This window comes from Myxococcaceae bacterium JPH2 (assembly GCA_016458225.1).
GTDB lineage: Bacteria > Myxococcota > Myxococcia > Myxococcales > Myxococcaceae > Citreicoccus.
This window is the reverse complement of sequence record JAEMGR010000001.1, coordinates 960887-981176: the sequence shown is the minus strand read 5'-3', so window position 1 is coordinate 981176 and position 20290 is coordinate 960887. Positions and strand designations below refer to the sequence as shown.

The 20290-nt window shown below is 66.5% G+C and carries 18 protein-coding genes; 15 read left to right on the top strand and 3 right to left on the bottom strand.

Annotated features, from left to right (window positions below):
- Positions 1 to 12 precede the first annotated feature (12 nt).
- From JGU66_04135 to JGU66_04115, 5 genes are all read left to right on the top strand, one after another.
- Positions 13 to 471, top strand: a complete 459-nt coding sequence (locus JGU66_04135) for a MarR family transcriptional regulator (GenBank protein MBJ6759939.1) — start codon at positions 13 to 15, stop codon at positions 469 to 471.
- A 197-nt stretch (positions 472 to 668) separates the two neighbouring features.
- Complete coding sequence (locus JGU66_04130; protein ID MBJ6759938.1) at positions 669 to 2873, top strand: von Willebrand factor type A domain-containing protein; 2205 nt, start codon at positions 669 to 671, stop codon at positions 2871 to 2873.
- 12 nt (positions 2874 to 2885) lie between these two features.
- Positions 2886 to 4709 carry a HAMP domain-containing histidine kinase gene (locus JGU66_04125; protein ID MBJ6759937.1) on the top strand — a complete coding sequence of 608 codons (1824 nt, stop codon included), beginning with the start codon at positions 2886 to 2888 and terminating at the stop codon, positions 4707 to 4709.
- Between the two features lies 1 nt (position 4710).
- Positions 4711 to 5427, top strand: a complete 717-nt coding sequence (locus JGU66_04120) for a response regulator transcription factor (GenBank protein MBJ6759936.1) — start codon at positions 4711 to 4713, stop codon at positions 5425 to 5427.
- Positions 5428 to 5478: 51 nt separating this feature from the next.
- Positions 5479 to 6747, top strand: coding sequence for a serine/threonine protein kinase (locus tag JGU66_04115; GenBank protein ID MBJ6759935.1), 1269 nt, complete (start codon positions 5479 to 5481; stop codon positions 6745 to 6747).
- A gap of 52 nt (positions 6748 to 6799) precedes the next feature.
- Here the strand turns inward: JGU66_04115 and JGU66_04110 are convergent, their stop codons facing one another.
- Both JGU66_04110 and JGU66_04105 read right to left on the bottom strand, forming a co-directional pair.
- Positions 6800 to 7057: a hypothetical protein gene (locus tag JGU66_04110; GenBank protein ID MBJ6759934.1), complete on the bottom strand. Its 258-nt coding sequence runs from the start codon at positions 7055 to 7057 to the stop codon at positions 6800 to 6802.
- Between the two features lie 138 nt (positions 7058 to 7195).
- Complete coding sequence (locus JGU66_04105; GenBank protein MBJ6759933.1) at positions 7196 to 7636, bottom strand: CBS domain-containing protein; 441 nt, start codon at positions 7634 to 7636, stop codon at positions 7196 to 7198.
- Positions 7637 to 7806: 170 nt separating this feature from the next.
- Between JGU66_04105 and JGU66_04100 the strand changes: the two genes are divergently transcribed.
- The 9 genes from JGU66_04100 to JGU66_04060 all read left to right on the top strand — a co-directional run bounded on the left by JGU66_04100 (position 7807) and on the right by JGU66_04060 (position 15956).
- On the top strand, positions 7807 to 8160 hold the full coding sequence (locus JGU66_04100) for a cupin domain-containing protein (protein MBJ6759932.1): 354 nt from the start codon (positions 7807 to 7809) through the stop codon (positions 8158 to 8160).
- 139 nt (positions 8161 to 8299) lie between these two features.
- The gene (locus tag JGU66_04095; protein MBJ6759931.1) at positions 8300 to 8929 is read left to right on the top strand and encodes a methylthioribulose 1-phosphate dehydratase; all 630 of its coding nucleotides are present in this window, start codon (positions 8300 to 8302) and stop codon (positions 8927 to 8929) included.
- Entirely contained in the window at positions 8926 to 9468 is a 543-nt protein-coding gene (locus tag JGU66_04090) for an acireductone dioxygenase (GenBank protein ID MBJ6759930.1), read from the top strand. The genes JGU66_04095 and JGU66_04090 overlap by 4 nt, the downstream gene beginning before the upstream one ends.
- Complete coding sequence (gene mtnC, locus JGU66_04085; protein ID MBJ6759929.1) at positions 9465 to 10163, top strand: acireductone synthase; 699 nt, start codon at positions 9465 to 9467, stop codon at positions 10161 to 10163. Before JGU66_04090 ends, mtnC begins: the two co-directional genes overlap by 4 nt.
- Positions 10164 to 10197: 34 nt before the next feature.
- Positions 10198 to 11082, top strand: coding sequence for an S-methyl-5'-thioadenosine phosphorylase (locus tag JGU66_04080; GenBank protein ID MBJ6759928.1), 885 nt, complete (start codon positions 10198 to 10200; stop codon positions 11080 to 11082).
- 68 nt (positions 11083 to 11150) lie between these two features.
- A complete protein-coding gene (locus JGU66_04075) occupies positions 11151 to 11672 on the top strand; it encodes a DUF1993 domain-containing protein (protein ID MBJ6759927.1) in 522 nt (173 codons plus the stop codon).
- A 1865-nt stretch (positions 11673 to 13537) separates the two neighbouring features.
- A complete protein-coding gene (locus tag JGU66_04070) occupies positions 13538 to 14428 on the top strand; it encodes a hypothetical protein (protein ID MBJ6759926.1) in 891 nt (296 codons plus the stop codon).
- Positions 14429 to 14457: 29 nt separating this feature from the next.
- On the top strand, positions 14458 to 15348 hold the full coding sequence (locus JGU66_04065; protein ID MBJ6759925.1) for an AHH domain-containing protein: 891 nt from the start codon (positions 14458 to 14460) through the stop codon (positions 15346 to 15348).
- Between the two features lie 17 nt (positions 15349 to 15365).
- Complete coding sequence (locus JGU66_04060; GenBank protein ID MBJ6759924.1) at positions 15366 to 15956, top strand: hypothetical protein; 591 nt, start codon at positions 15366 to 15368, stop codon at positions 15954 to 15956.
- A 1296-nt stretch (positions 15957 to 17252) separates the two neighbouring features.
- On the opposite strand, the gene JGU66_04055 is transcribed toward JGU66_04060, so the two are convergent.
- Positions 17253 to 17720, bottom strand: a complete 468-nt coding sequence (locus JGU66_04055; protein MBJ6759923.1) for a DUF4150 domain-containing protein — start codon at positions 17718 to 17720, stop codon at positions 17253 to 17255.
- Positions 17721 to 17966: 246 nt separating this feature from the next.
- Here JGU66_04055 and JGU66_04050 point away from each other — a divergent pair, with 246 nt between their 5' ends.
- Positions 17967 to 20273, top strand: coding sequence for a hypothetical protein (locus tag JGU66_04050; protein ID MBJ6759922.1), 2307 nt, complete (start codon positions 17967 to 17969; stop codon positions 20271 to 20273).
- The last annotated feature ends 17 nt before the right edge of the window (positions 20274 to 20290 follow it).

Sequence of the window (20290 nt, the reverse complement as noted above, 5' to 3'; positions counted from 1 at the left end):
AGATAGCATGCTATGAATATCAAGCGAGGCCCCCGCTGGGACCCCGAATCGGCGCCGACCTTTTGGATCAACCACGCGTCCCGGTTGTTGATGCGGCACTTCGAGCAGCGGCTCCGGCCGCTCGACTTCGGGATGGCGTACTTGCCGGTCGTGTTCGCGCTCGAGGAGAACGGCTCGCTCTTGCAGCGGCAGCTCGCCGAGCTGGCCCATGTCGAGCAACCCACGATGGCGGCGCTGCTGACGCGGATGGAGCGCGACGGACTCATCACCCGAGAGCCGCACCCGAGCGACAAGCGGGCGAGTCAAATCGTTCTCTCGGCGAAGGCGAAGGCGCGCGTGCCGGCGGCGAAGGAGCAACTGTGGGAGGTGGCCGAGCAGGCAACCGCGGGCTTCACCGCGCGCGAGCGCGCGACGCTCATCTCGCTCATGCGCCGGATGGTGGAGAACCTGGACGCGACGCCCGAGGACTGAGGACGCGGTGCGCGGACCGGGTGGGATGACCCCGCTCGCCTGCCTTGGTGGGGCGAGATATCTGGGGCTACCCACCTCATCGCGGGCCACGCATGATGAAACGATGATGAAGTGACGAGCAGCACATGCGGTTTGCTGTGGGCGTGCTCGGGATGATGTCCTCCTCCCGTCGCGCTGAGGTCGCCCCGATGAGGTTCGTGTTTCGAAGTGCCCTGTGCGCGTGGATCCTGCTCTTCGTCTCGCCCGCCTGGGCGCAAGGCGAGGCGGGGAAGGCCGCGGCCGGCGTCCTACTGGGCCGGGTCACCAGCGCGCGGAATCCGAACGGGGAGTCGGCTGTCGTCGTGGTCGCGACGTCGCCCATGGGCGCTCAGACCGTGATGACGAATGCCACGGGTGACTATCGAGTCCCCCAGTTGCTGCCGGGGACCTACTCCCTCCGATTCGAGAAGGCAGGCTTCGCCGTGGTGGAGCGAACGGGCGTCCGGCTCCGAGCGGGCCGAGTCGTCCGAATCAACATCGCGCTGAAGCTCGTGTCCGAGGTGTTCGAGAGTGCGGATGCGCCCACGGAGGATGTTCGCTCCACGGTTCCGGGAGCGACGGTAGACCAGGAACTCATCCACCGAATCGCTAGCGAGCCGGAGGGCAAGGAGGGGCAGCAGGACGATGCGCTGCTTGAGAAGATAGTTGAAGGACTGAGCCCGGACGATGTGTCCTACCCGATGCATGGCAGTCCTCTGCTGCCGGGACCTCTCTCTCAACCGACCTCCCAGAAGCGCAATCGCGAGTTCGATGGCCTCGCCGAAATCGAGCGGCTCACGGATGGAGGCAGCAACAGCAGTCGTGACGCCGCGCCCGACTGGGCCGTGCCGCTCATGCCGGTGGTGATTCCGGATGGCACGCCTCAGACGGTGTTCCGCGCACCGCGTCCCAGCGAGCCCGTGCCCGGTCACTCCGAACCGGTGGCCACAGCCCCGCCCTTGAGTGACATGTACTTCAAGGGCTACGGCGTGAATCCCACCGTGGACACGGAGGAGCAGCGCTTCTCCACGTTCTCCGTGGACACCGATACGGCCTCGTACTCGCTCACCCGTGCCTATCTCGAACGGTCCGCGCTCCCAGACGAGCGCGCCGTGCGAGTCGAGGAGTTCATCAACGCGTTCGAGTATGGCTACGTCAACGGGGGCGATGCCCCGTTCACCGTGAGCGTGGAGGGCTTTCCGTCCCCCGCGCGCTTTGGCTACCGGGTCCTGCGCATCGGCGTGAAGGCGCCGGAGGTCCGCGCCGCGGAGCGCAAGCCGAGCCATCTGGTCTTCGTCATCGATGTCTCGGGGTCCATGGACGGAAGCGAGCGACTGGGGCTCGTGAAGCGCGCGCTGCACCTGCTGGTGGATGCGCTCGACGCGCGCGATCGGATCTCCATCGTCGCGTATGGCAGTGAAGCGCGAGAGGTCCTCGCGCCCACGGTCGCCACCGAGAAACAGACGCTGCACGCCGCCATCGACTCCGTGTCCATCGGTGGCTCCACCAACGCGCAGGCGGGTCTGGAATTGGGCTATGCCCTGGCGGCGCGCAACCGGGTGGAGGGTGGCATCAACCGCGTCATCCTCTGCTCGGACGGCGTGGCGAACAACGGCGTCACCGATGCGGATGGCATCTGGGCTCGGGTGAAGGATCAGGCGGCCCAGGGCATCACCCTGTCCACGGTGGGCTTTGGCATGGGCCATTACAACGACGTCCTGATGGAGCGTCTGGCCCAGGTTGGGGAGGGCAACTACGCCTACGTGGACCGGCTGGAGGAGGCGCGGCGCATCTTCGTGCAGAACCTCACGGGCCTGCTCCAGGTCGTGGCCAAGGATGTGAAGTTCCAGGTGGAGTTCGACCGCGCGGTCGTGTCTCGCTATCGCCTCATCGGCTACGAGAACCGGGCCCTGACGCGGCAGGAGTTCGCGGACGACAAGGTGGATGCGGGGGAGGTGGGCGCGGGCCACGAAGTGACCGCGCTCTACGAGGTGAAGCTCCGCGCGCCCAACTTGCCCCTGGGGATGTTCCGCGTTCGCTTCAAGGCACCGGAGGGAGGCGCCTCGAAGCCGTTGGAGGTTCCGCTCCCCTCCGAGGCCATGCGGTCCTCGTTTGAGGCTGCTGCTCCCACCACGCGTCTGGCCTATGTGGCGGCGGCGTTCGCCGAGAAGCTGCGCGGCTCGTATTGGATTCGCCCGCTGACCTATGACCGCCTCATCGGACTGTGGGAGGGATTGGGGCCCGCGCTGAAGGACCGGCCCGACGTGAAGACGCTGGGGGCGCTCATCCGGACCACCCGCTCGCTCGACAAGCGCGACGACCGCTTCGAGTCCATCGTCCCCGTTCGCGGAATGGACTTCGACCGCGCGCCCCGCATCAAGTAGGTCTCCCTCCGAATGACTCGCCGGCTGTTGCCCACCCTGATTGCCCTCGTGCTCGGCCTCGCCGGGCTCGGGGTGGGTTTGTGGAGCCTCCAGAGCATCTTCATCGACGAGCGCGACGACGCGCGCGCGGCGCTGCGCTCCCAGCGCGAGGCCCTGGAGCAATATGCCCGGGCCTCACTGCGGCAGTCCTTGCGGCGGGAGCTGGAGGGCGTTCGTCACTCGCTGGAGGCCGCTCGGTGGGAGCCGCTGCTGCCCGCCACCGGGCTCTACCTGCGCGAACATGATGAGCAACTCCTCCCTCGGCTCGCGCGCTTCAGCCCGGCCAAGGGGGCGCCAGCGCAGGACCGCTACGCGCGGCTGCGCGCTGGCACGGAGGTGACGAAGGCCGGCGAGGGGCCCTGGGCCGAGCGCCTCGCGCTCATGAAGAGCGTGGAGCGCGCGCTGGCGGTGAAGGGCCGGACCGCGGCGACGATGCAGGCCCTGGGCGCGCTCTTCTTTCACCGAACGCACTACATGCTGGCCTCCTCTCGGGACCTGCCTTCGCTCCTGCTCGTGGTGGAGCGCGTGGCCGCCCAGGGGGGCCTGCTGCCTGACGTGATGCGGGCGATGGTGCGAGAGGGCTGGCGCGGCGGGCCGGGCTCGGTGGGGATGGAGGGGTTGCAGCGCTTGTTGTTGCTCAAGCGCTCGAAGCTCACCGCGGCGGACTTCCAGTTCCTCCGCGAGCGCATCACCACGTTGTCGATGCGCCTGGGCATTCCAGCTGATGACTTCGAGGCGCGCGCCCAGGAACTCGCGACCGCGCCCCTGGACCTGCCGGAGCACATCGACGGGCCCGTCCTGGCGCGGTCCGGCTGGTACCTGGAGCCGGACCGAGGCGCCATCGTGCGAGGCGTCACGGTGAACGTGCCCGCCCATTTGGAAGCGCTCACCCGCGAGATGCGGGAGCGAGGGCTCTTGAGCGAGGACGGGACGGTGACGCTGCCCGGGGATGAGCCCGTGCTCCTGCTTGCGTCGTTGCCGGTCTCCGTCGAGTCACCCCTGTGGGCGCGGGGTGAGGCGGCCCTTGCTCGGCGTCATGCCTTGAAGTCCTTCATGGTGGGGATGTGCGCGGTGCTCGCGTTCGTCATCGCGGGCCTGGCATTCCTGGCGCAGCACCGGAAGCACCGCTTCCTTGAACTCAAGAGCGACTTCGTCGCCACGGTCTCCCACGAGCTGCGCACGCCGCTCGCCTCCATTCGCCTGCTCGCGGAGACGCTGGAGTGGCGGGTGGCGGAGGGCGCGGGCGCCAGGGATTACCCCGCGCGAATCATTCGCGAGGCGGACGGTCTGGGCTTCCTGGTGGAGAACCTGCTGTCCTTCAATCGCATCGACAAGGGGCGCTGGACGCCCAAGCTCGCGCCGGTGCGCTGGGACGAACTGCTCGCGGGGCTGCGCCAGGACCTGGAGGGCTGGACCCAGGTGCCGGTGTCCCTGTCCGCGGACGTGGGCGACCATGGGCTGAATGGCGACGCGCAGTTGCTGCGCCTGCTCCTGGCGAACCTGGGGCGCAATGCCTGTCTGTACAACACGCGCGACCCCGTGTGCCTGCGCGTGGAAGTGTTTCCGGGCGGTCGCCTGCGTTTCTCGGACAATGGCGTGGGCATCCCCGAGTCCGAGTGGGAGCACGTCTTCGACGAGTTCCGTCGCTTGCCTTCCGTGGGCAGGCGAGACGTTCCAGGCAGTGGCCTGGGGCTCTCGCTCTGTCGACGCATCGCCGCGCTGCACGGCGGCTCGCTGCGGGTCGCCGCATCGAGCCCCGAGGGCACCACCTTCGAGCTGAGTTTTCCGGAGCGCTGACATGACTGCTTCATCCCCCGCCATCCTCGTCGTCGAGGATGATCCGAACCTGCGGCTCGCGCTGCGCGACAACCTGGAGCACCAGGGTGGCTATGTCGTGGAGGAGGCGACCTCGGTGCGCGAGGCCCGCGAGCATCTGTCCCGGCGCGGATTCCAGCTCATCCTCCTGGACGTGATGCTCCCGGACGGGGACGGCTACTCGCTGTGCCGGGCCATGCGGGACGAGGGCGCCACGGTGCCGGTGATGATGCTCACCGCGCGGACGCTGGAGGACGACGTGGTGCGCGGCTTCGAGTCCGGTGCGCAGGACTACCTGGGCAAGCCCTATCGTCTGCGCGAGCTGTTGGCGCGCGTGGGCGCGCTGGTGCGCCGCGCGGGAGGCGTGCAGGCGAAGACGGTCCGCTTCGCGGGCTACACCCTGGACCTCGCCGGGCGCCGGGTGGAGCACCCGTCTGGCGAGGCCATCGAGCTGACGCGCAAGGAGTTCGACCTGCTGGCCTTCTTCATCCGCGAGCGGGAGCGCGCGCTGCGGCGCGACGAAATCCTCGACGCGGTGTGGGGGACGGACGTGGTGGTGGATCCTCACACCGTGGACAACTTCGTCTCCAGCCTGAAGCGCAAGCTGCGATGGAACAGCGCGTCGCGCTTCTGTCTTCAGACGGTGCGAGGCGTGGGCTATCGGCTGGAGGTGGAGGGCGAAGGCGCCGCGCCGGCGTGAAAACCCGGGTGCGGGATGCGTGCCGCGAGACGGCCTGCTATTTCAGGGGCCATGGCCGACACGCTCCTGGAGCACCCTGCCACCGACGTGGGTCACGAGGACACGCTGCTGTCCTCGGGCTCCTCCCATGAAGCACCGCTGGGCACGCCGTCCGCGGCGCCGCGCAACACCGTGTTGCCGCGTGTGGAGTGGAAGGGCGCGCAGCCCGCCGTGGTCCCCTTCGCGCGCGAGCGCTTCGAGGAGGTCCGTCCCCTGGGCCAGGGAGGCATGGGCGAGGTCGTGCTGCTCCAGGACCACGACATCGACCGTCAGGTGGCCCTCAAGCGCATGCACCCGGGCGCGGACATGGACCGGGTGCTGCGCTTCGTGGAGGAGATTCGCATCGTCGGCCAGCTCGACCATCCGAACATCGTCCCGTTGCACGACGTGGGCGTGGATGAGCGCGGCCGGTACTTCTTCGTGATGAAGCACCTGGAGGGCGAGACGCTCGAGTCCATCATCGCGAGGCTGCGCCGAGGCGACCCGGAGGCTCACGCGCGCTTCCCGTACACGATGCGGATGCAAATCTTCCTCGGCGTGCTCAACGCCGTCTCCTACGCGCACCGCAAGGGCTTCATCCACCGGGACCTCAAGCCCGCGAACATCATGGTGGGCCCGTTCGGTGAAGTGACGGTGCTGGACTGGGGTCTCGCGAGGCGCGTGCGCTCCGGTCCCGAGTCCGTGCCCCCGCCGCTTCCGGTGGCCATGCGCCATGGCTCCCCGCCGGCCTTGCCCCTGCCGGAGACCACGTCGCCGCACACGCAGCAGGGCACGGTGATGGGGACGCCGCTGTACATGTCCCCCGAGCAGGCGCGCGGAAGTCACGCCACGCTGGACGTGCGCAGCGACATCTACAGCCTCAGCGTCGTGTTCCACGAGTTCCTCTGCCTGCGCCACTACCTGGAGGGCCGCAAGTCATTGGAGGACATCTTCAAGGGCGTGGAGACGGTGCTGCCCTCGATGCAGGACCTGCACCGCACGACGAACCAACCGCCCGTGCCGGCCGAGCTGGCGTGGTTCGTGGTGAAGGGCTTCTACAAGGACCCCGCGCAGCGCTACGGCTCGGTGGAGGAGATGGTGACGTCGCTCCAGGGCGTGCTGGATGGGCGCATCCAGGTGCACTGTCAGCGCACGCTCCTCAAGAACGGCTTGCATCGCATGCTGCGCGTGGTGGATGCGCACCCGGTGCTCGTGGTCCTCGTCACCGGCGCGCTGTTCTCGCTGGGGCTGGCCTCAGCGGTGAGCCTGGGCATGTCGCTGTTCACCGCGATGTTCCGCTGAAGCGCCCCGCGAGGCGGGTGAGCCCTGGCGACGCCAGGGCTCGGGGCTCCGACTAGCAGTTGTTCCCGCTCGGGCACTTGCACGAGCCAGACTTCACCTGCGACGAGCGGACCTTCTCCGCGTCCGTGCGGTTGCTGAAGTGACCCAGACACTGGTCCGTGCCACGCTGGTCCTTCATCTTCGAGTGGTCGCGCGTGTCGATTTCACACTCGCCATTGGACGTCTTGTAGACGTGATAGCTGTCATTGGCCAGGGCGGGAGTCGCCATCAGGAACAGCGCACCCAGGAACGCCTTCGTCATCGTCTTCATCGCGTGTGTCCTCCCTCGTTGCGAGACAGCCCCGGGGGCACACCGACTCCCCGGGACTCGCGCAATGAAGCCCGTTTGCGTATTTGTTTCAAGTAGGAGCCATCAATCACACGCACCGGGTGGGAACGCCTCGCGATGTCAGCCTGTCTGCGAGGCGCTGGAGGTCCCCAGCGAGACTTCTCGCAACAACGTCGCGGTCTGCTCGGGCCGGGCGCTGCGCGCGATGTCCGCCAGCGCCACCATGCCGCACACCGTGCCGTCATCATCCAGCACCACCATGCGCCGCACCTGCGCCGCTTCCATCAACTCCAGACATTGCGCCACGGTCGTGTCTCCGAACACCGTGGCGGCGTTGGGCGTCATGGCGTCGTTCACGGTCAGCGCCGCCGGGTCTCTTCCCTGCGCCACCACGCGGCAGGTGATGTCCCGGTCGGTGATGACGCCCACGGGCAGCCCGTCGCTGTCCACCACGGGCAGCGCGCCGCAGTCGCCCTCGACCATCCACTTCGCGGCCTGTCGCATGCTCGTGTCCGGCATGCAGGTGACAGGATTCCGGGTCATGATGTCCTCGACCTTCATGGGACGCCTCCGGGCGTGAGTGGGCACGGTTCGCCTCACCCAACGTGGGGTGCCAGGACTCGCTCCCCCAGACGCATCGCTGCGAGCGACAGCGCTCTCGCCTGGAGAGCAGGGGAGGGGACGGGCCTGTGTGCCCTGGATGCGGGCGTGTCGGTGCGCACGCTTGGGGCATGCACATCCGGAACGTGACGGAAGAGTCCTCGTGGTTCGACGTCTTGCTGACGGGCAAGCGCTCGCAGGCCGCCGTGATGCGGCTGGACCCAGGTGGCGCCAGCAGCCCCGCTCCGCTGTCCAACGAGGGCAGCGACCAGGTGCTCCTCGTACTCGAAGGACTGGTGGAGGTGGAGCTGCAGGGAGAGACCCGCCTGATGCGGCGCGGCGACATGCTCCTCGTCCCCGACGGAACACCCGTGCGCGTCGTCAACGCAGGGGATGTCGAGGCGGTGACGTTCAACGTGTACGGTCCACCGGCCTACCCCACGACCGAGCAGGTCGAGTCGCTCGCCACCTCGCCGTCACACTAGCCACGTCGTGAGAACGTGAGACGCCGTAACATCGCGATTTCTCGCGTCTTCATGCGTGCTTGGTGCACCCGTCAACACCGGACTATGCTCCCCGCGGTCCCGCGACCTCGCGTCGCGTCATGGTTTTCCCGAGGGGATGATGAGCGCCGAACCGGCAGTCGCCGCCACCCTGTCCGAAGCCGCCCGCGAGATCGTGGACGTGGGGCGCTTCCTCAGCGTGCGGAACTTCGTACCCGCCACAAGTGGCAACTTCTCGCGCCGCCTGGATGCACGCACCGCGGCCGTCACGCGCTCTGGAGTGGACAAGGGGGAGCTGACCGAGTCGGACGTGCTGGTGGCGGACATCCACGCCCCGCCGCCCAAGGGCTCCTCGGCGGAGACGCCGCTGCACCTGCAAATCTATCGCGAGCGGCCCGAGGCCCAGGCGGTGCTCCACACCCACTCCGTGATGTCCGCGCTGCTGTCCTCGATGCTGGAGGGCGAGGGTGAAATCAAGCTGAGCAACTTCGAGCTGCTCAAGGCCCTGGGCAACACGCGCACCCACGAGACGACGGTCTGCATTCCCATCTTTCCGAACGACCAGGACATCCCTCGGCTCGCGGACAAGGTGACCGCGGTGCTGGCCCAGCGCGCGGACCTGGTGGCGTATCTCATCGCGGGACATGGCCTGTATGCCTGGGGCCGCGACATGGCCGAGGCGCGCCGCCACACGGTGGCGCTGGAACATCTGCTGACCTACGAACTCGAAAAGATGAAGGTGCGTCGATGAGCAGCCTGACCATCTACCAGGAGTCCTCCCCCAAGCCGCTGGGCGTCTTCACCGAGACGCAGGACATCGGGCGCGAGCTGAAGTCCATTGGCGTCCGCTTCCGTCGCGTCGACGCCTCCATCGCGCTGCCGGACGGCGCGGGCCAGGACGAGGTGCTCGCGGCCTATCGGAACGTCGTGGACGCGGAGAAGGCGGAGCACGGCTACAACACGGTGGACGTGGTGCGCATCAAGCCGGACGCGGCCAACGTGGCGCAGGCGCGCCAGAAGTTCCTCTCCGAGCACACCCACACCGAGGACGAGTCCCGCATCATGGTGGAGGGCAGCGGCTGCTTCTACCTGCACGCGGCGGACAAGGTGTTCCAGGTGGTGTGCACGCGCGGGGACCTCATCAGCGTCCCCGAGGGCATGCGCCACTGGTTCGACATGGGGTCGCAGCCCCTGTTCGCGGCCATCCGCTTCTTCATCCGTCCGGATGGCTGGGTGGGGAACTTCACGGGCAACGCCATCGCGGACCTCTTCCCCAAGTACGAGCCGTGAGCGACCTGCGAGCGATTGTCACGGACATCGAGGGGACGACCAGCTCCATCTCCTTCGTGAAGGATGTGCTGTTCCCTCACGCGCGGCGCCACCTGGCGGCCTATGTGGCCGCGCACCGGAGCGACCCCGAGGTCCGCCAGTGTCTGGACTCGGCGCGAGCGCTGGTGGGCGGCGCTCCGAGCGATGACGCCGTGGTGGCGTCGCTGCTGCAATGGCTGGACGAGGACCGCAAGGTCACCCCGCTCAAGACGTTGCAGGGCCTCATCTGGGCGGCGGGCTACGCGAGCGGCGAGCTGCACGGCCACGTCTACGCCGACGCGGCGGCGGGGCTGCGCCAGTGGCACCAGCGCGGACTGCACCTGTATGTCTATTCCTCGGGCAGCGTGGCCGCGCAGAAGCTCATCTATGGCTACAGCACGCAGGGGGACCTGACGCCGCTGTTCTCCGGCTACTTCGACACCACCACCGGCCCGAAGCAGGAGGCTCCCTCGTACACGCGCATCGCGCAGGCGGTGGGGCTGCCTCCCGGGGAGATCCTCTTCCTGTCGGACAACGTGGCGGAGCTGGATGCCGCGAAGACAGCGGGCATGCGCACCGCGTGTCTGGACCGGGGCGAGGTGGTGATTCGGCCCGGCCACGGCCACCCGGCCTACCCCAGTTTCGAGCAACTCGACCCCTGGGCCCTCAGGGCCTGAACTCCTCACATTCCGTACCGGAGCGCGCATCCCCATGTCGAATCCCTCCACGCCCGTCCTCGGCATCATCGGCGGCAGCGGCCTGTATCAGATTGACGGAATGACGGACGTGAGCTGGCGCCGCGTCGCCTCTCCCTTTGGAGACGCCTCGGACGAGCTGTGCTTCGGGAAGATCGCTGGGAACCCGGTGGTATTCCTGCCGCGTCACGGCCGTGGGCACCGCATCCCACCCTCGGAGCTGAACTACCGGGCGAACATCGACGCGCTCAAGCGCGCCGGGGTGACGGACGTCCTGTCCATCTCCGCGGTGGGCAGCCTGCGCGAGGACCTGCCGCCGGGGACCTTCGTGGTGGTGGACCAGTTCGTGGACCGCACCTTCGCGCGGGTGAAGAGCTTCTTCGGCACCGGGCTGGTGGCGCACGTGTCCATGGCGAAGCCGGTGTGCGCGCGCCTGGGGGACGCGGTGATGGCCGCGTGTGAGGGATTGGACCTCAAGGTCGTGCGCGGCGGCACGTACCTGGTGATGGAGGGGCCGCAGTTCTCCACGCTGGCGGAGAGCAAGCTCTACCGGAGCTGGGGCTGCGATGTGATTGGCATGACGAACATGCCGGAGGCCAAGCTCGCCCGAGAGGCGGAGCTTTGCTACGCGAGCGTCTCCATGGTCACCGACTTCGACTGCTGGCACCCGGGCCATGACGCCGTCACGGTGGACCAGGTGGTGGCGGTGCTCCTGGGGAACGCGGGCAAGGCGCGCGGGCTGGTGAAGAACGTGGCGCCGCTCTTGGGCGCGCACCAGGGGCCGTGCAAGCACGGCTGCCAGACGGCGCTGGACCACGCGCTCATCACCGCCCCGGAGGCGCGTGACCCCGCGGTGCTCCAGAAGCTGTCCGCCGTGGCGGGTCGCGTCCTCAAGCAATAGTCCATCGGTCGGTGGGGCAACGCCATACATCCTGAAGGGCCTTTCACGGACGTGAGAGGCCCCGCAGAATGGCCGGCATGAACGCCTACGAGATGTCCGTCCCGATGTTCCTCCGCATGCTGTCCCAGGTGCATGTCTGGTTGGACCGCGCCGTGGCGCTGTCCGAGCAGAAGAAGTTCAACGTCCAGGTCCTGCTGAACGCGCGGCTCGCGCCGGATCAGTTCCCCTTTGTCCGCCAGGTTCAAATCCTGAGCGACATCGCCAAGGGGGCGGCCGGGCTTCTCGCGGGGGTGCCGCCGCCTCGGTACGAGGACACCGAGACGACGGTGGACGAGCTGCACGCGCGGCTGAACAAGACGCGGGACTGGTTGCTCACGCTCAAGCCCGAGCAGTTTGAGGGCGCGGCGACGCGCTCCGCGCCGCTGAGCTTCATGCCGGGCAAGGGGATGAAGTGTATGGACTACCTGACCCAGATGTCCCTGCCGAACTTCTTCTTCCACGCCACCACGGCCTATTCCATCCTGCGCCACAACGGTGTGGACCTGGGCAAGGCGCAGTACCTCGGAGAGCTGAAGACCCACGACCTCTGAGCCGAGGCCCGCGAGGGCACGGCGGTCGACAGAACAATGGCAGTGCAGCAGCTCCGTTAAGTTTTGAACGTCGCGGTGCATGTCTTGCACTGTTGTCTTGGTGTCCTGAACGACATCATTCGATCGCCTTCTCTTGGATGTCTGCAATTTCTGGAAATTTCAAGGCAGACTGGGATGGGGTGGCTTGCGCGCTTCTCGGACGTGACGCACGCCGCCTCATCCACTACCTCGCAGCGCACTTCCACGCCGAACCGCGGTCCGGCTGAGCGGCATTTCTCTGGACTACTTGATCGTGGTGCGCGGATGCACGTGGCTGCTTGCGGTTAATATTGAACCCGTCATGTCACGCCCTACAGATCCGCCACCTCTGCGCTGGGATGTTGCTGAGGAGCATTTGGATGAGGCCGCCTTCCTGTTCAATCGATGGGAGGACAGTCTCTCTTCTCCTCTCTACACGCTGCGAGAGGTTGCGGGCGGCCCGGAAGAGCGATTGCTGGCACACGTAGATGCGCTGGCGCTGGGAGGTCTCCAGGTCGCTCGGCGCCTGCTACTTCCCCGACTGAATGCCGACAGTCGAGGGGAGTCCTTTGCGGCAGGGCTCGCACTCCTTGGTATGGAAGAAGATTGGAGCCGAGCCATTCTGGACGCCCTGCAGGAAGGAGAGCCCCATCAGCGCGACGGGCTCCGAGTTGCGCTCCGCCTCTCCTCACGTCAAGGTCTGGAGTTTCCATTGCTGGCCGCATTCGAGTGCGCCGCCCCCTCCGCTCGGGCCGCCCTGCTGGACGTTCTCGTGGCCCGGCGACACCCTCCTCCCGGCAGTCTGGATCCGCTTGTCGCTGACGGCGCTCCGGACTTGGCATGTACTGCTCTGCGCGCGGCTCGCTACTTCCCCTCACGGATCAAGCTGGCCTGTCTTCAGCAAGCACTCCACTCGGGAGTCCCATCAATACGTGGGGCTGCCCTGGAGACTGGATTGATACTCGGGCTCCCTGAGGCGTGGCTTGCGTGTGAGCAGTCCATTGCTCATCCCACGGAGTTCTGGAGGCCTGCTGCTGTTGCCTGGACGTTGGGAACCATGGGACAGGAACTCGAACCGCTGCTGCGAGCGCTTGAGTCGCCCATGAACCGACGCGATGCCCTCTGGGCGCTCGGCTTTAGTGGGAGGCCGGCGGCCGCCGACGCGCTGCTGTCTTGGATGAGGGATGAGTCAGTGGCTTCGGTCGCAGTGGAGGCCTTCGCAGCGATCACGGGCCTGCCGCTGTCGCCGGGGTTCGTCCTCCCTCCCGTGGAGGCTGGGGGGGGACGCGGGACCGGATGGAGATCTACCATTCCCAGACTTTCAGCGCATTGCGATGTGGTGGCAGGAGGCGCGCTCCGGATTCAAGCCCACAGAGCGTTACCTTGGCGGCGCCGCTTGGAGCCCCGAGCGGCTCGTCGAAACTCTGGAGCACGGTTCCATGCGCAGGCGGCCCGTGTTGGCGCTGGAGTTGGCGGTCCGCACCAGGGGGCAATACCAAACTGACACCAAACTTTTCGCTGCCCGGCAGATACTGGAAATGGAGAGGCAGCGCGGAGCCCTGGGCGGGTTTTCCACCGGTCCGTTCCGAAGGCTGATGCGGGGCGGGTCGCCACTGCCCTCCTTGCCGACTGTCGAGCGAGTAGCCGCCCCCAAGGCTCGCACGCACGTGTCCAGCTCGCTCGTCTTCACGGGAGTGGGCATGGTGAGCTCCATAGGCCATGGGGCGATCGAGTCCTGTGCCTCGCTCCGGGCCCGCATTGTTCGACCCCGCCCCCTGTCTTTCAAGGTTCTCCAGGTGGACGAACCAGGCACGTCCGTGGTCACGGGCCACCCTCTGCGAGGCTTGGTGGACGGGTTTACCGGCCTGGCCCGGCTCATCAAGCTTGGGGCGCTCGCACTGGAAGACCTGTTTCGCGCGGCGGACTTTCTCGAAGGTGGCGCCACCTTTTTCCAGCAGACGGCGCTGCTGCTTTGCCTATCACCCACTCGGAGAGACGACTTCGAATTCCAGGATGAACTCATCGCCGAGGAGCTCCCCTCAAGGCTGCTTCGGCATAGCGGTTTGACTCTCCCGCTCCAGAACATCTCGGTCCTTCAGTCGGGGCATGCCTCGGGGCTCAGTGCTCTCCTGCAGGCCTCCCAGTTCCTCCAGGCGGGACGGTTCAGACGCGCGTTGGTGCTGGGCATCGACAGCCTCGTGGAGGAGGACACGCTCCAGTGGCTCGCAATTCGGAGGCGTTTGAAGACGCCTGAGCATCCCGTGGGGCTGATGCCGGGCGAGGCGGCTGCCGCCGTGCTGCTGGAGCTTGGTTCTGAGGCAGTGCGGCGCAACGCGCCGCTGTTGGGCGCGCTGGCATCGGTGAGGACGGGACGGGTATCTGGCGAGGGGCGCAGGGGGGCTGAATCTGGGCGCGCTCTGGCGTATGCCATCCGCCAAGCGTGGCCCTCGGGTTCAGCTTCGGTTGGCGACATCTTCGGTGACGTCAATGGCGAACATTCGCGTGCGCTGGAGTGGGGGTTCGCGCAGTCGATGCTTCGGGAGACGCGTCCTCTGGAGCGGGTCCACCTCCACGCCCCCGCCGAATGCCTGGGGGACACTGGGGCCGCCAGTGGGCTCATCTCGGTATGTGCCGCACTCCAGGGGGTCGCCCGAGGGTACTCTCATGGAGAGCAGGTACTTGTCTGGTCCAGTTCCGACTTCGGAGAGCTCGCGGCGGCGCGACTCTCTGGGGTGTGAGCATTCGAAGTTGGCGCATGGGGTTGGCGATGAGCAAGAAAAAACATGTCTCATGGGATTTCAAGGCGCAATACCATCAGGATGACACGACTGGCTGCCTCTGGCGTCATTCGGGTGGCTATGGGTCGACCGCCTGTCACTACGCCATGAACGGCTATGAAGTGAGCGCCTCTCGCAAAGACATGTACAACAAAGACCACCGCAAGAACGCCGAGGCGCTGGGCTATGTCGATGTGTCGCGCGACAAGCGCAGACGTGGAGATTTGAAGCTCACCTCAAAGATTTCGGAGGAGGTGAGGGCGAAGGTGCGAACCGCTCGGAAGACGAGCGAGTTCCGTAAGCGCTTCGAGGGCCGCTTCGGAGGGTCCATCAAATGGCTAAGTCTCAATGAGGCGGGCTGGCATTATGGCTACACACTTCCAGTTGAGCACGTCCCCAGAAAGTACACGCAGGGACCGCAGCCCACCTTTGCGGTGAAGAACGGGCCCGCCGGCGGTTACGGGGCGTGGTACCCGTATCACCACAATTATCATCACCTGATTCCGCAGGGCGCGCTCCAGGAGTACGTCTGCGGCAATGATGATAAGACCAAACAGCGCGTTGAAATTCTGTGTGCTTCCAAGTGGAACATCAACGGCCAGAAGAACATCGTCCTGCTGCCACAGGAAACCTCTGTCTCGAAGATTGTCGAACTGCCGGCGCATTGCCCCTGGGGACTGAAGGAGCACGCTGCCTATTCCAAGTCCATGAGGAACATGCTGAAGAGTGTGAAGAAGAAACTCGACAAAGCCATGAGGACGAAAGCCTGTGAGGACACCGAGGACGTAGCAGTCGAACTCGACTCCGTCTCCAAGAAAATTCTCAAGCAGATCAAGGTCATGCAGTCGGGCAGGCAGATCGGCCGAGTCAACCCTGAGTGAGCTGATAAGGTCAGAGCATGGCACGTCACGAGTATTTCGTTTTCGTTATCAACAGTGACCCTCGTGTGGGCGTCATTGAAAACCTCGATGACTCTTTCGAGGACTACTGGATGCTGAGCGAGGGCATGGCACTGGAGGACAAGTACCCGCCCAAATTGGACCTCACCCTGTCGAAGAAGGGTGGTGACATGATCACCGACTTCATTGACAACATCCATGAGGTGGTACTGACCTCGGAGAAGGCCCGGACCATATTGGCGCAGGCGGGGATCGGGGCAAGGCAGGTGGAATTCCTCCCCTTCACTCTCAAGGATCGCAAGCGCAAGAAGGTTCCTGAGCCCTACTTCATCGCGAACGCCCTCCAGTGCTTCGACTGCTTCGACTGGGACCGTTCCGAGTACGACCTCTATCCGACGAAGCGGAAGGTGGTGAGCACCAGCCTCAGCAAGCTGCATGTGCAGGAGGACAAGGTGCCTGAGGAAGCCATGTTCTTCCGGCTCGGCGAGCTGAAGGACCGCATCCTCATTCGCTCAGACTTGTTGGAGAAGCTCAGGGCTGCCGGATGCACCGGCATCAGTGTTGCCGCCATGGGCGAGCCCCTTCCCTAGGAGTCCCGATGGGCATGCTCGAATTGGACATCGCGCTGGAGAATCTCGAAGAAGTGATCGAGGACGGCCTGGAGAGGCTGCGCGAGGGGGGCCCGAATGCGGCCACGGTTCTGGACGTCTGCGCCCGTTCCCGCCAACTTGGCTGCGGTCTGCTGCTCCTTGACCTGGACGTGGATGGGTTTCAGCACTCGCTCTTCTTGAGCGCCCGCCGCTACGAGTGGGTACTGGACCAGCGCGCCAGCTCTCCTCGGTTGGACGCGTACTACCTCTGCAAGTCTCGGGCGCAGCCTCTGCTGGATGCGATTGCGCTCAACCAATTGTCACTGGCGCGCGTCATTGGCGCGAAGCTGGACACTCCCTGGGCCCCGAAGATGGAGCCCGAGGAGGACTTCCGCTACTTCGACCTGCTCTCCGGGCCTTTGCTGGAGGGACAGCCAGACGAAACACGGTTGGCTTCCTTCGCGCGTTGTCTGGAGGAACCCTCTGCCCGCTTCGATGCCCTTGCCTCCATTATGAGCAAGGACGCTGATGCCTTCTGGCAGGCTCTATCGGTGTTGACCCGGGAATGGGAGGAAAACGTCGATGCTGACCGGAGCCAAGACGCGCTCGATGCGTACTTCGCACAGACGGAGGCTTCCATCTTCGTGGAGGGCCTCGCGTTGGTCCGGCTGGCGGGACTGTGGGGCATACCATGCGTCCACGCCTGCCCTTCATGCCCGCGGAAGCTTTCCAGGCCGCGTCCGGGCCGTTCCCCGAAGAGTTGGGACTGTAGCGGCCCGCGTCAGTTGATCTTCACCTTCCCGCCGCGGATGCGGTGGACACCTTCCGCCTCGGTCAACACCTCCACCCCGCGGAGGATGACCCTGCCGTCGGCGCGAAGGATGAGGGTTGCCTTTCCACACCGCAGCACCACCTCCTCGCGCCCCTCCAGCAGGACACGCCGGCCGTCGACCTGGGCTGTTGTGAGAGCATTGCGTCGAGCAGGGGCGTGGGCGGCATGGGTTGAAGGAGTCCTGTCAGGACGGGACGGGTGGGTTTGCCTTCATCGAAGAAGAGCGTCGCCTCCCGTCGCTCGCGCGCGGCCTGTCGCCACTGGTCCGTTTCGAGGGAGACGGTGGTGCGCGCCAGCAGCGGACCGTGCCGGTTGCCGGCGAAGTCGACTTGAATCGAACCGCCGGGGTCCACGCCTACCACCCAGCCGACACGCATGCCGTGGATGGGGTCCTCATTTTCCCCGGGCTGAGATGACAGGGTGTGTCTGGGACGGTCCTGGGGCAGGTGGCAGGGCTCACTCTGTCAGGTCTGGGAGTCCCCGCAGCAGGGACACTTGAGCGCCTCGTCCTGCTTCCCCATTGCGATGACGGGGGGCTGGACCAGGGGAAAGGGCGGCGTGTTCTTGTCGTTGTGAACCATGAGGTCGAACGAGCGCGGCACATTCTTGCCCTCAATGGAGACATCGAAGGAGTAGTTGACGAATTCAGCCTTGCCTTTTGTCTTCCCCGAAGCCACGCCGCCCGCGCTGCCGGCCTCGTCGCCCGTGCTGGTGGAGAAGTTCGAGTCCTTCAGGCAGAGGGGTTTGCCCTCCACGGTGACTTGCTTCGATCCACTGTCGGTGTCCGCCGATCGGGCGATGTTTGGATATGGGATGGGAACTGGGCCCGCCGGGCTGGGCGTCTTGCAGAGGTCGGGGAACGCGATGGTCGTCCCGCCCGAGTCAGCGTTGACAATGGATAACTTGTTCACGCCCACGAAGTTCTTCCCCATGGGCTCTAATATAGCACCTTGGGCTCGACCCGCTTCAGGTGGACCGACTCTCTGTTGGGAGGAACATGCAGGAGTTTTGTCTAGGCCCGAACCCTCGCAGGGAGGGGCGGCCCCTTTTTCGTGGGAGCGCGGGTCGAGCGATATGCAATCGGCGACGCCGTCGTTCGAATGCCTGTCGGGAGGGTCGTGAGGAGCTCGCGACCTCGAGTGGGACTCCCGAGTGGTTGCCCAGGGGGAAGGCACGGCATGAACGTCTTGGCGCGAGTGATGTCGTCATGGGGTGGAGTCTCGTCCGCGGAGTCGGGGGGCGAGGAAGGCGTCGACGCCGCGGAGGCCCCCGCGCCGGAGCGAACGCTGATTCTTCCGCCCCCGCCTCCACCTCTGCCCAAGGATGACTTTCTTCCAGAGTCCGAGCGGCGCCGAGGACCGGAGCTGTCGGGCGCGCCGCGATGGACCGCGATGGAGCGCGAGGAAGTGGCGGCGACTCGCGAGGTGCAGGAGGTCTCGGATGATGCCACGACGGTGAACGTGGCCGAGGCCTGGACGCTGCTCACGCAAGGCTATTCGCAGGAGCGTTCCGCGACGGGAGCCGCGCAGGTGGCGCTGGAGAAGGCGGCGGGCAACCCGGCGCTGCAGTCGAAGTTGATCGATCTCCTCCAGGCGACGCCCACGGCCACGCTGGAAGAGGCGCTGTCTCGTGACTTCGCCGCCGGGGTGAAGGCGGCCGTGCCGAATCCTCCCCCGCGCCCGCCCGGCATCACCTCAGTGGGCACCGCACGCGTGGCGGACAGCGCGCTGGAGTGGGTGGCGATGCACGGCAACCCCGCCACGCTGAAGCCCGCCCTGGACGCGGCGGTCTCGCGAGGGCACCTGGCGTCGGCGGACCGAGACGTGCTGGCGTCGTGTCTGGGGAGCGCGGGCGCGGCGACGCAGGCGCGGTTGGATGGCGCGGTGTCGCAAGTCCATGCGGCGGAGCAGGCGTATTCGGCGGCGCTCGTTCAGCGGGAGGCGCTGGAGCAGCGGCTCGCCTCGGACATCGCGTCGTTCGGGCCGTACCTCACCGAGCCGCAACAGCGCGACTACATCCAGGCGTTTCGCACGCTGCACGGCTCGGAGTACGCGGACTTCGAGACGAAGGCCCAGGCGCTGGACACCGCGCTCGCGCGCAATGCGCCACTCTTGGAGCAGGCCTTGCGCGGGCCCACCGGCACGGCGAGCGCTCGGGCCCTCCACGCGGCCTATGGGGCGCTGGCGCAGTCCTCCCACGCGGACGTGGCGCTTACATGGGCCGCGAAGATGGAGCGGCCCGGTTCCGCCTTCGCGCCGTTCAAGACCGCGCTGCCGCTGGATACGGTCCACACGAAGGCGATGTCGGGCGCGCTTGTCAGCTATTTCGAGACACACCCCAAGGCCACGCAGGCCCAGGCGGTGGACCATCTCCAATCCCTGCTCACGAACGGATACCTCGCGCAGCAAGCGGGCGGCGCGGCGGTGGACTTGAAGGTGAACGACTTGCCACAGGCCTGGCGCACGGGACTCCAAGGCTTGCGCCTCCTGGCGAATGGTAAGAGCGCGGAGGGCGTGGGGGTCCTCCGGGGATTGGAGTCGGGCTCCTCGAAGCTTGCGGGGCCGTTCGCGGCGGCGGGGCTGGTGTTGGGATTGATGCAGGCGAATCAATCCGCGAAGTCGCAGGACACGTTGGGGCGGCTGTGGGCAGATGCCTTCAGCGGGCAGCAGTTCTCCAGCCTCGCGAGCACGGCGCTCTCCGCGGCGAACAAGTCGGGCGGGGCGTTGGTGGCCGCGCGGGTGTCCGGTGGCTTCGGCGTGGTGGCGTCTGCCTTGGACTTGTTCATCCAGCGCAATGAGATCCTCGCGGGGCAGGGGAACGTGGGCACGGGCCTGTCCATCGCGGGGGACGTCATGGGGCTCGCGGGTGGAGGCTTGCTGGCGCTCGGGGCCACGGGAGTTGGTGCGCCGCTGGCGGCGGCGGGCGCGGCGGTCTACGTCATCGGCGAGCTGGTGAGCGCGGGCATCGTGATGCGCGAGGAGATTGAGCGTGAGGCCCAGCTCCATCGCGAGCAGCGCACCTTGCTGGGCAAGGCGGGAGCGGACGTCGAGCAGGTCCTCAATCTGGCGCGGTACAGCTCGCCCGAGCAGGTGGCCTCCATCATCGAGTCCACCGGCTGGTCTCGCGAGCAGGTGCTGTCCCTGGGCAAGACGTTCCCGGAGTTCTTTGGCGGAGCTTCCGCGCTGGATCAGCTCGCGCGGGTGGGCAAGGACTTCGGGCTCACGCCGGACCAGCGCTTCGCGATGCTCCATGCGATTGCGCGGTCCGCCACGGCGGGGCAGAAGGACAACGGAACGTTCCTGCGCCAGTTCGCGGACGCGGTGCGCGACTACCCGAGGAACACGGTAGGCATCTCGGTGCCACCCGGGCTGTCGCGCAAGGAGCAGTGGGTCTACTTCCTGCGCGAGCTGGGCAATCGGATGGGCTCGTATGACGGCATGGGTCCGCGCAACGCCGCGCGGTACCTGGAGACGGCCGCGCGCTGATGCTCTCGGCAGTGCCC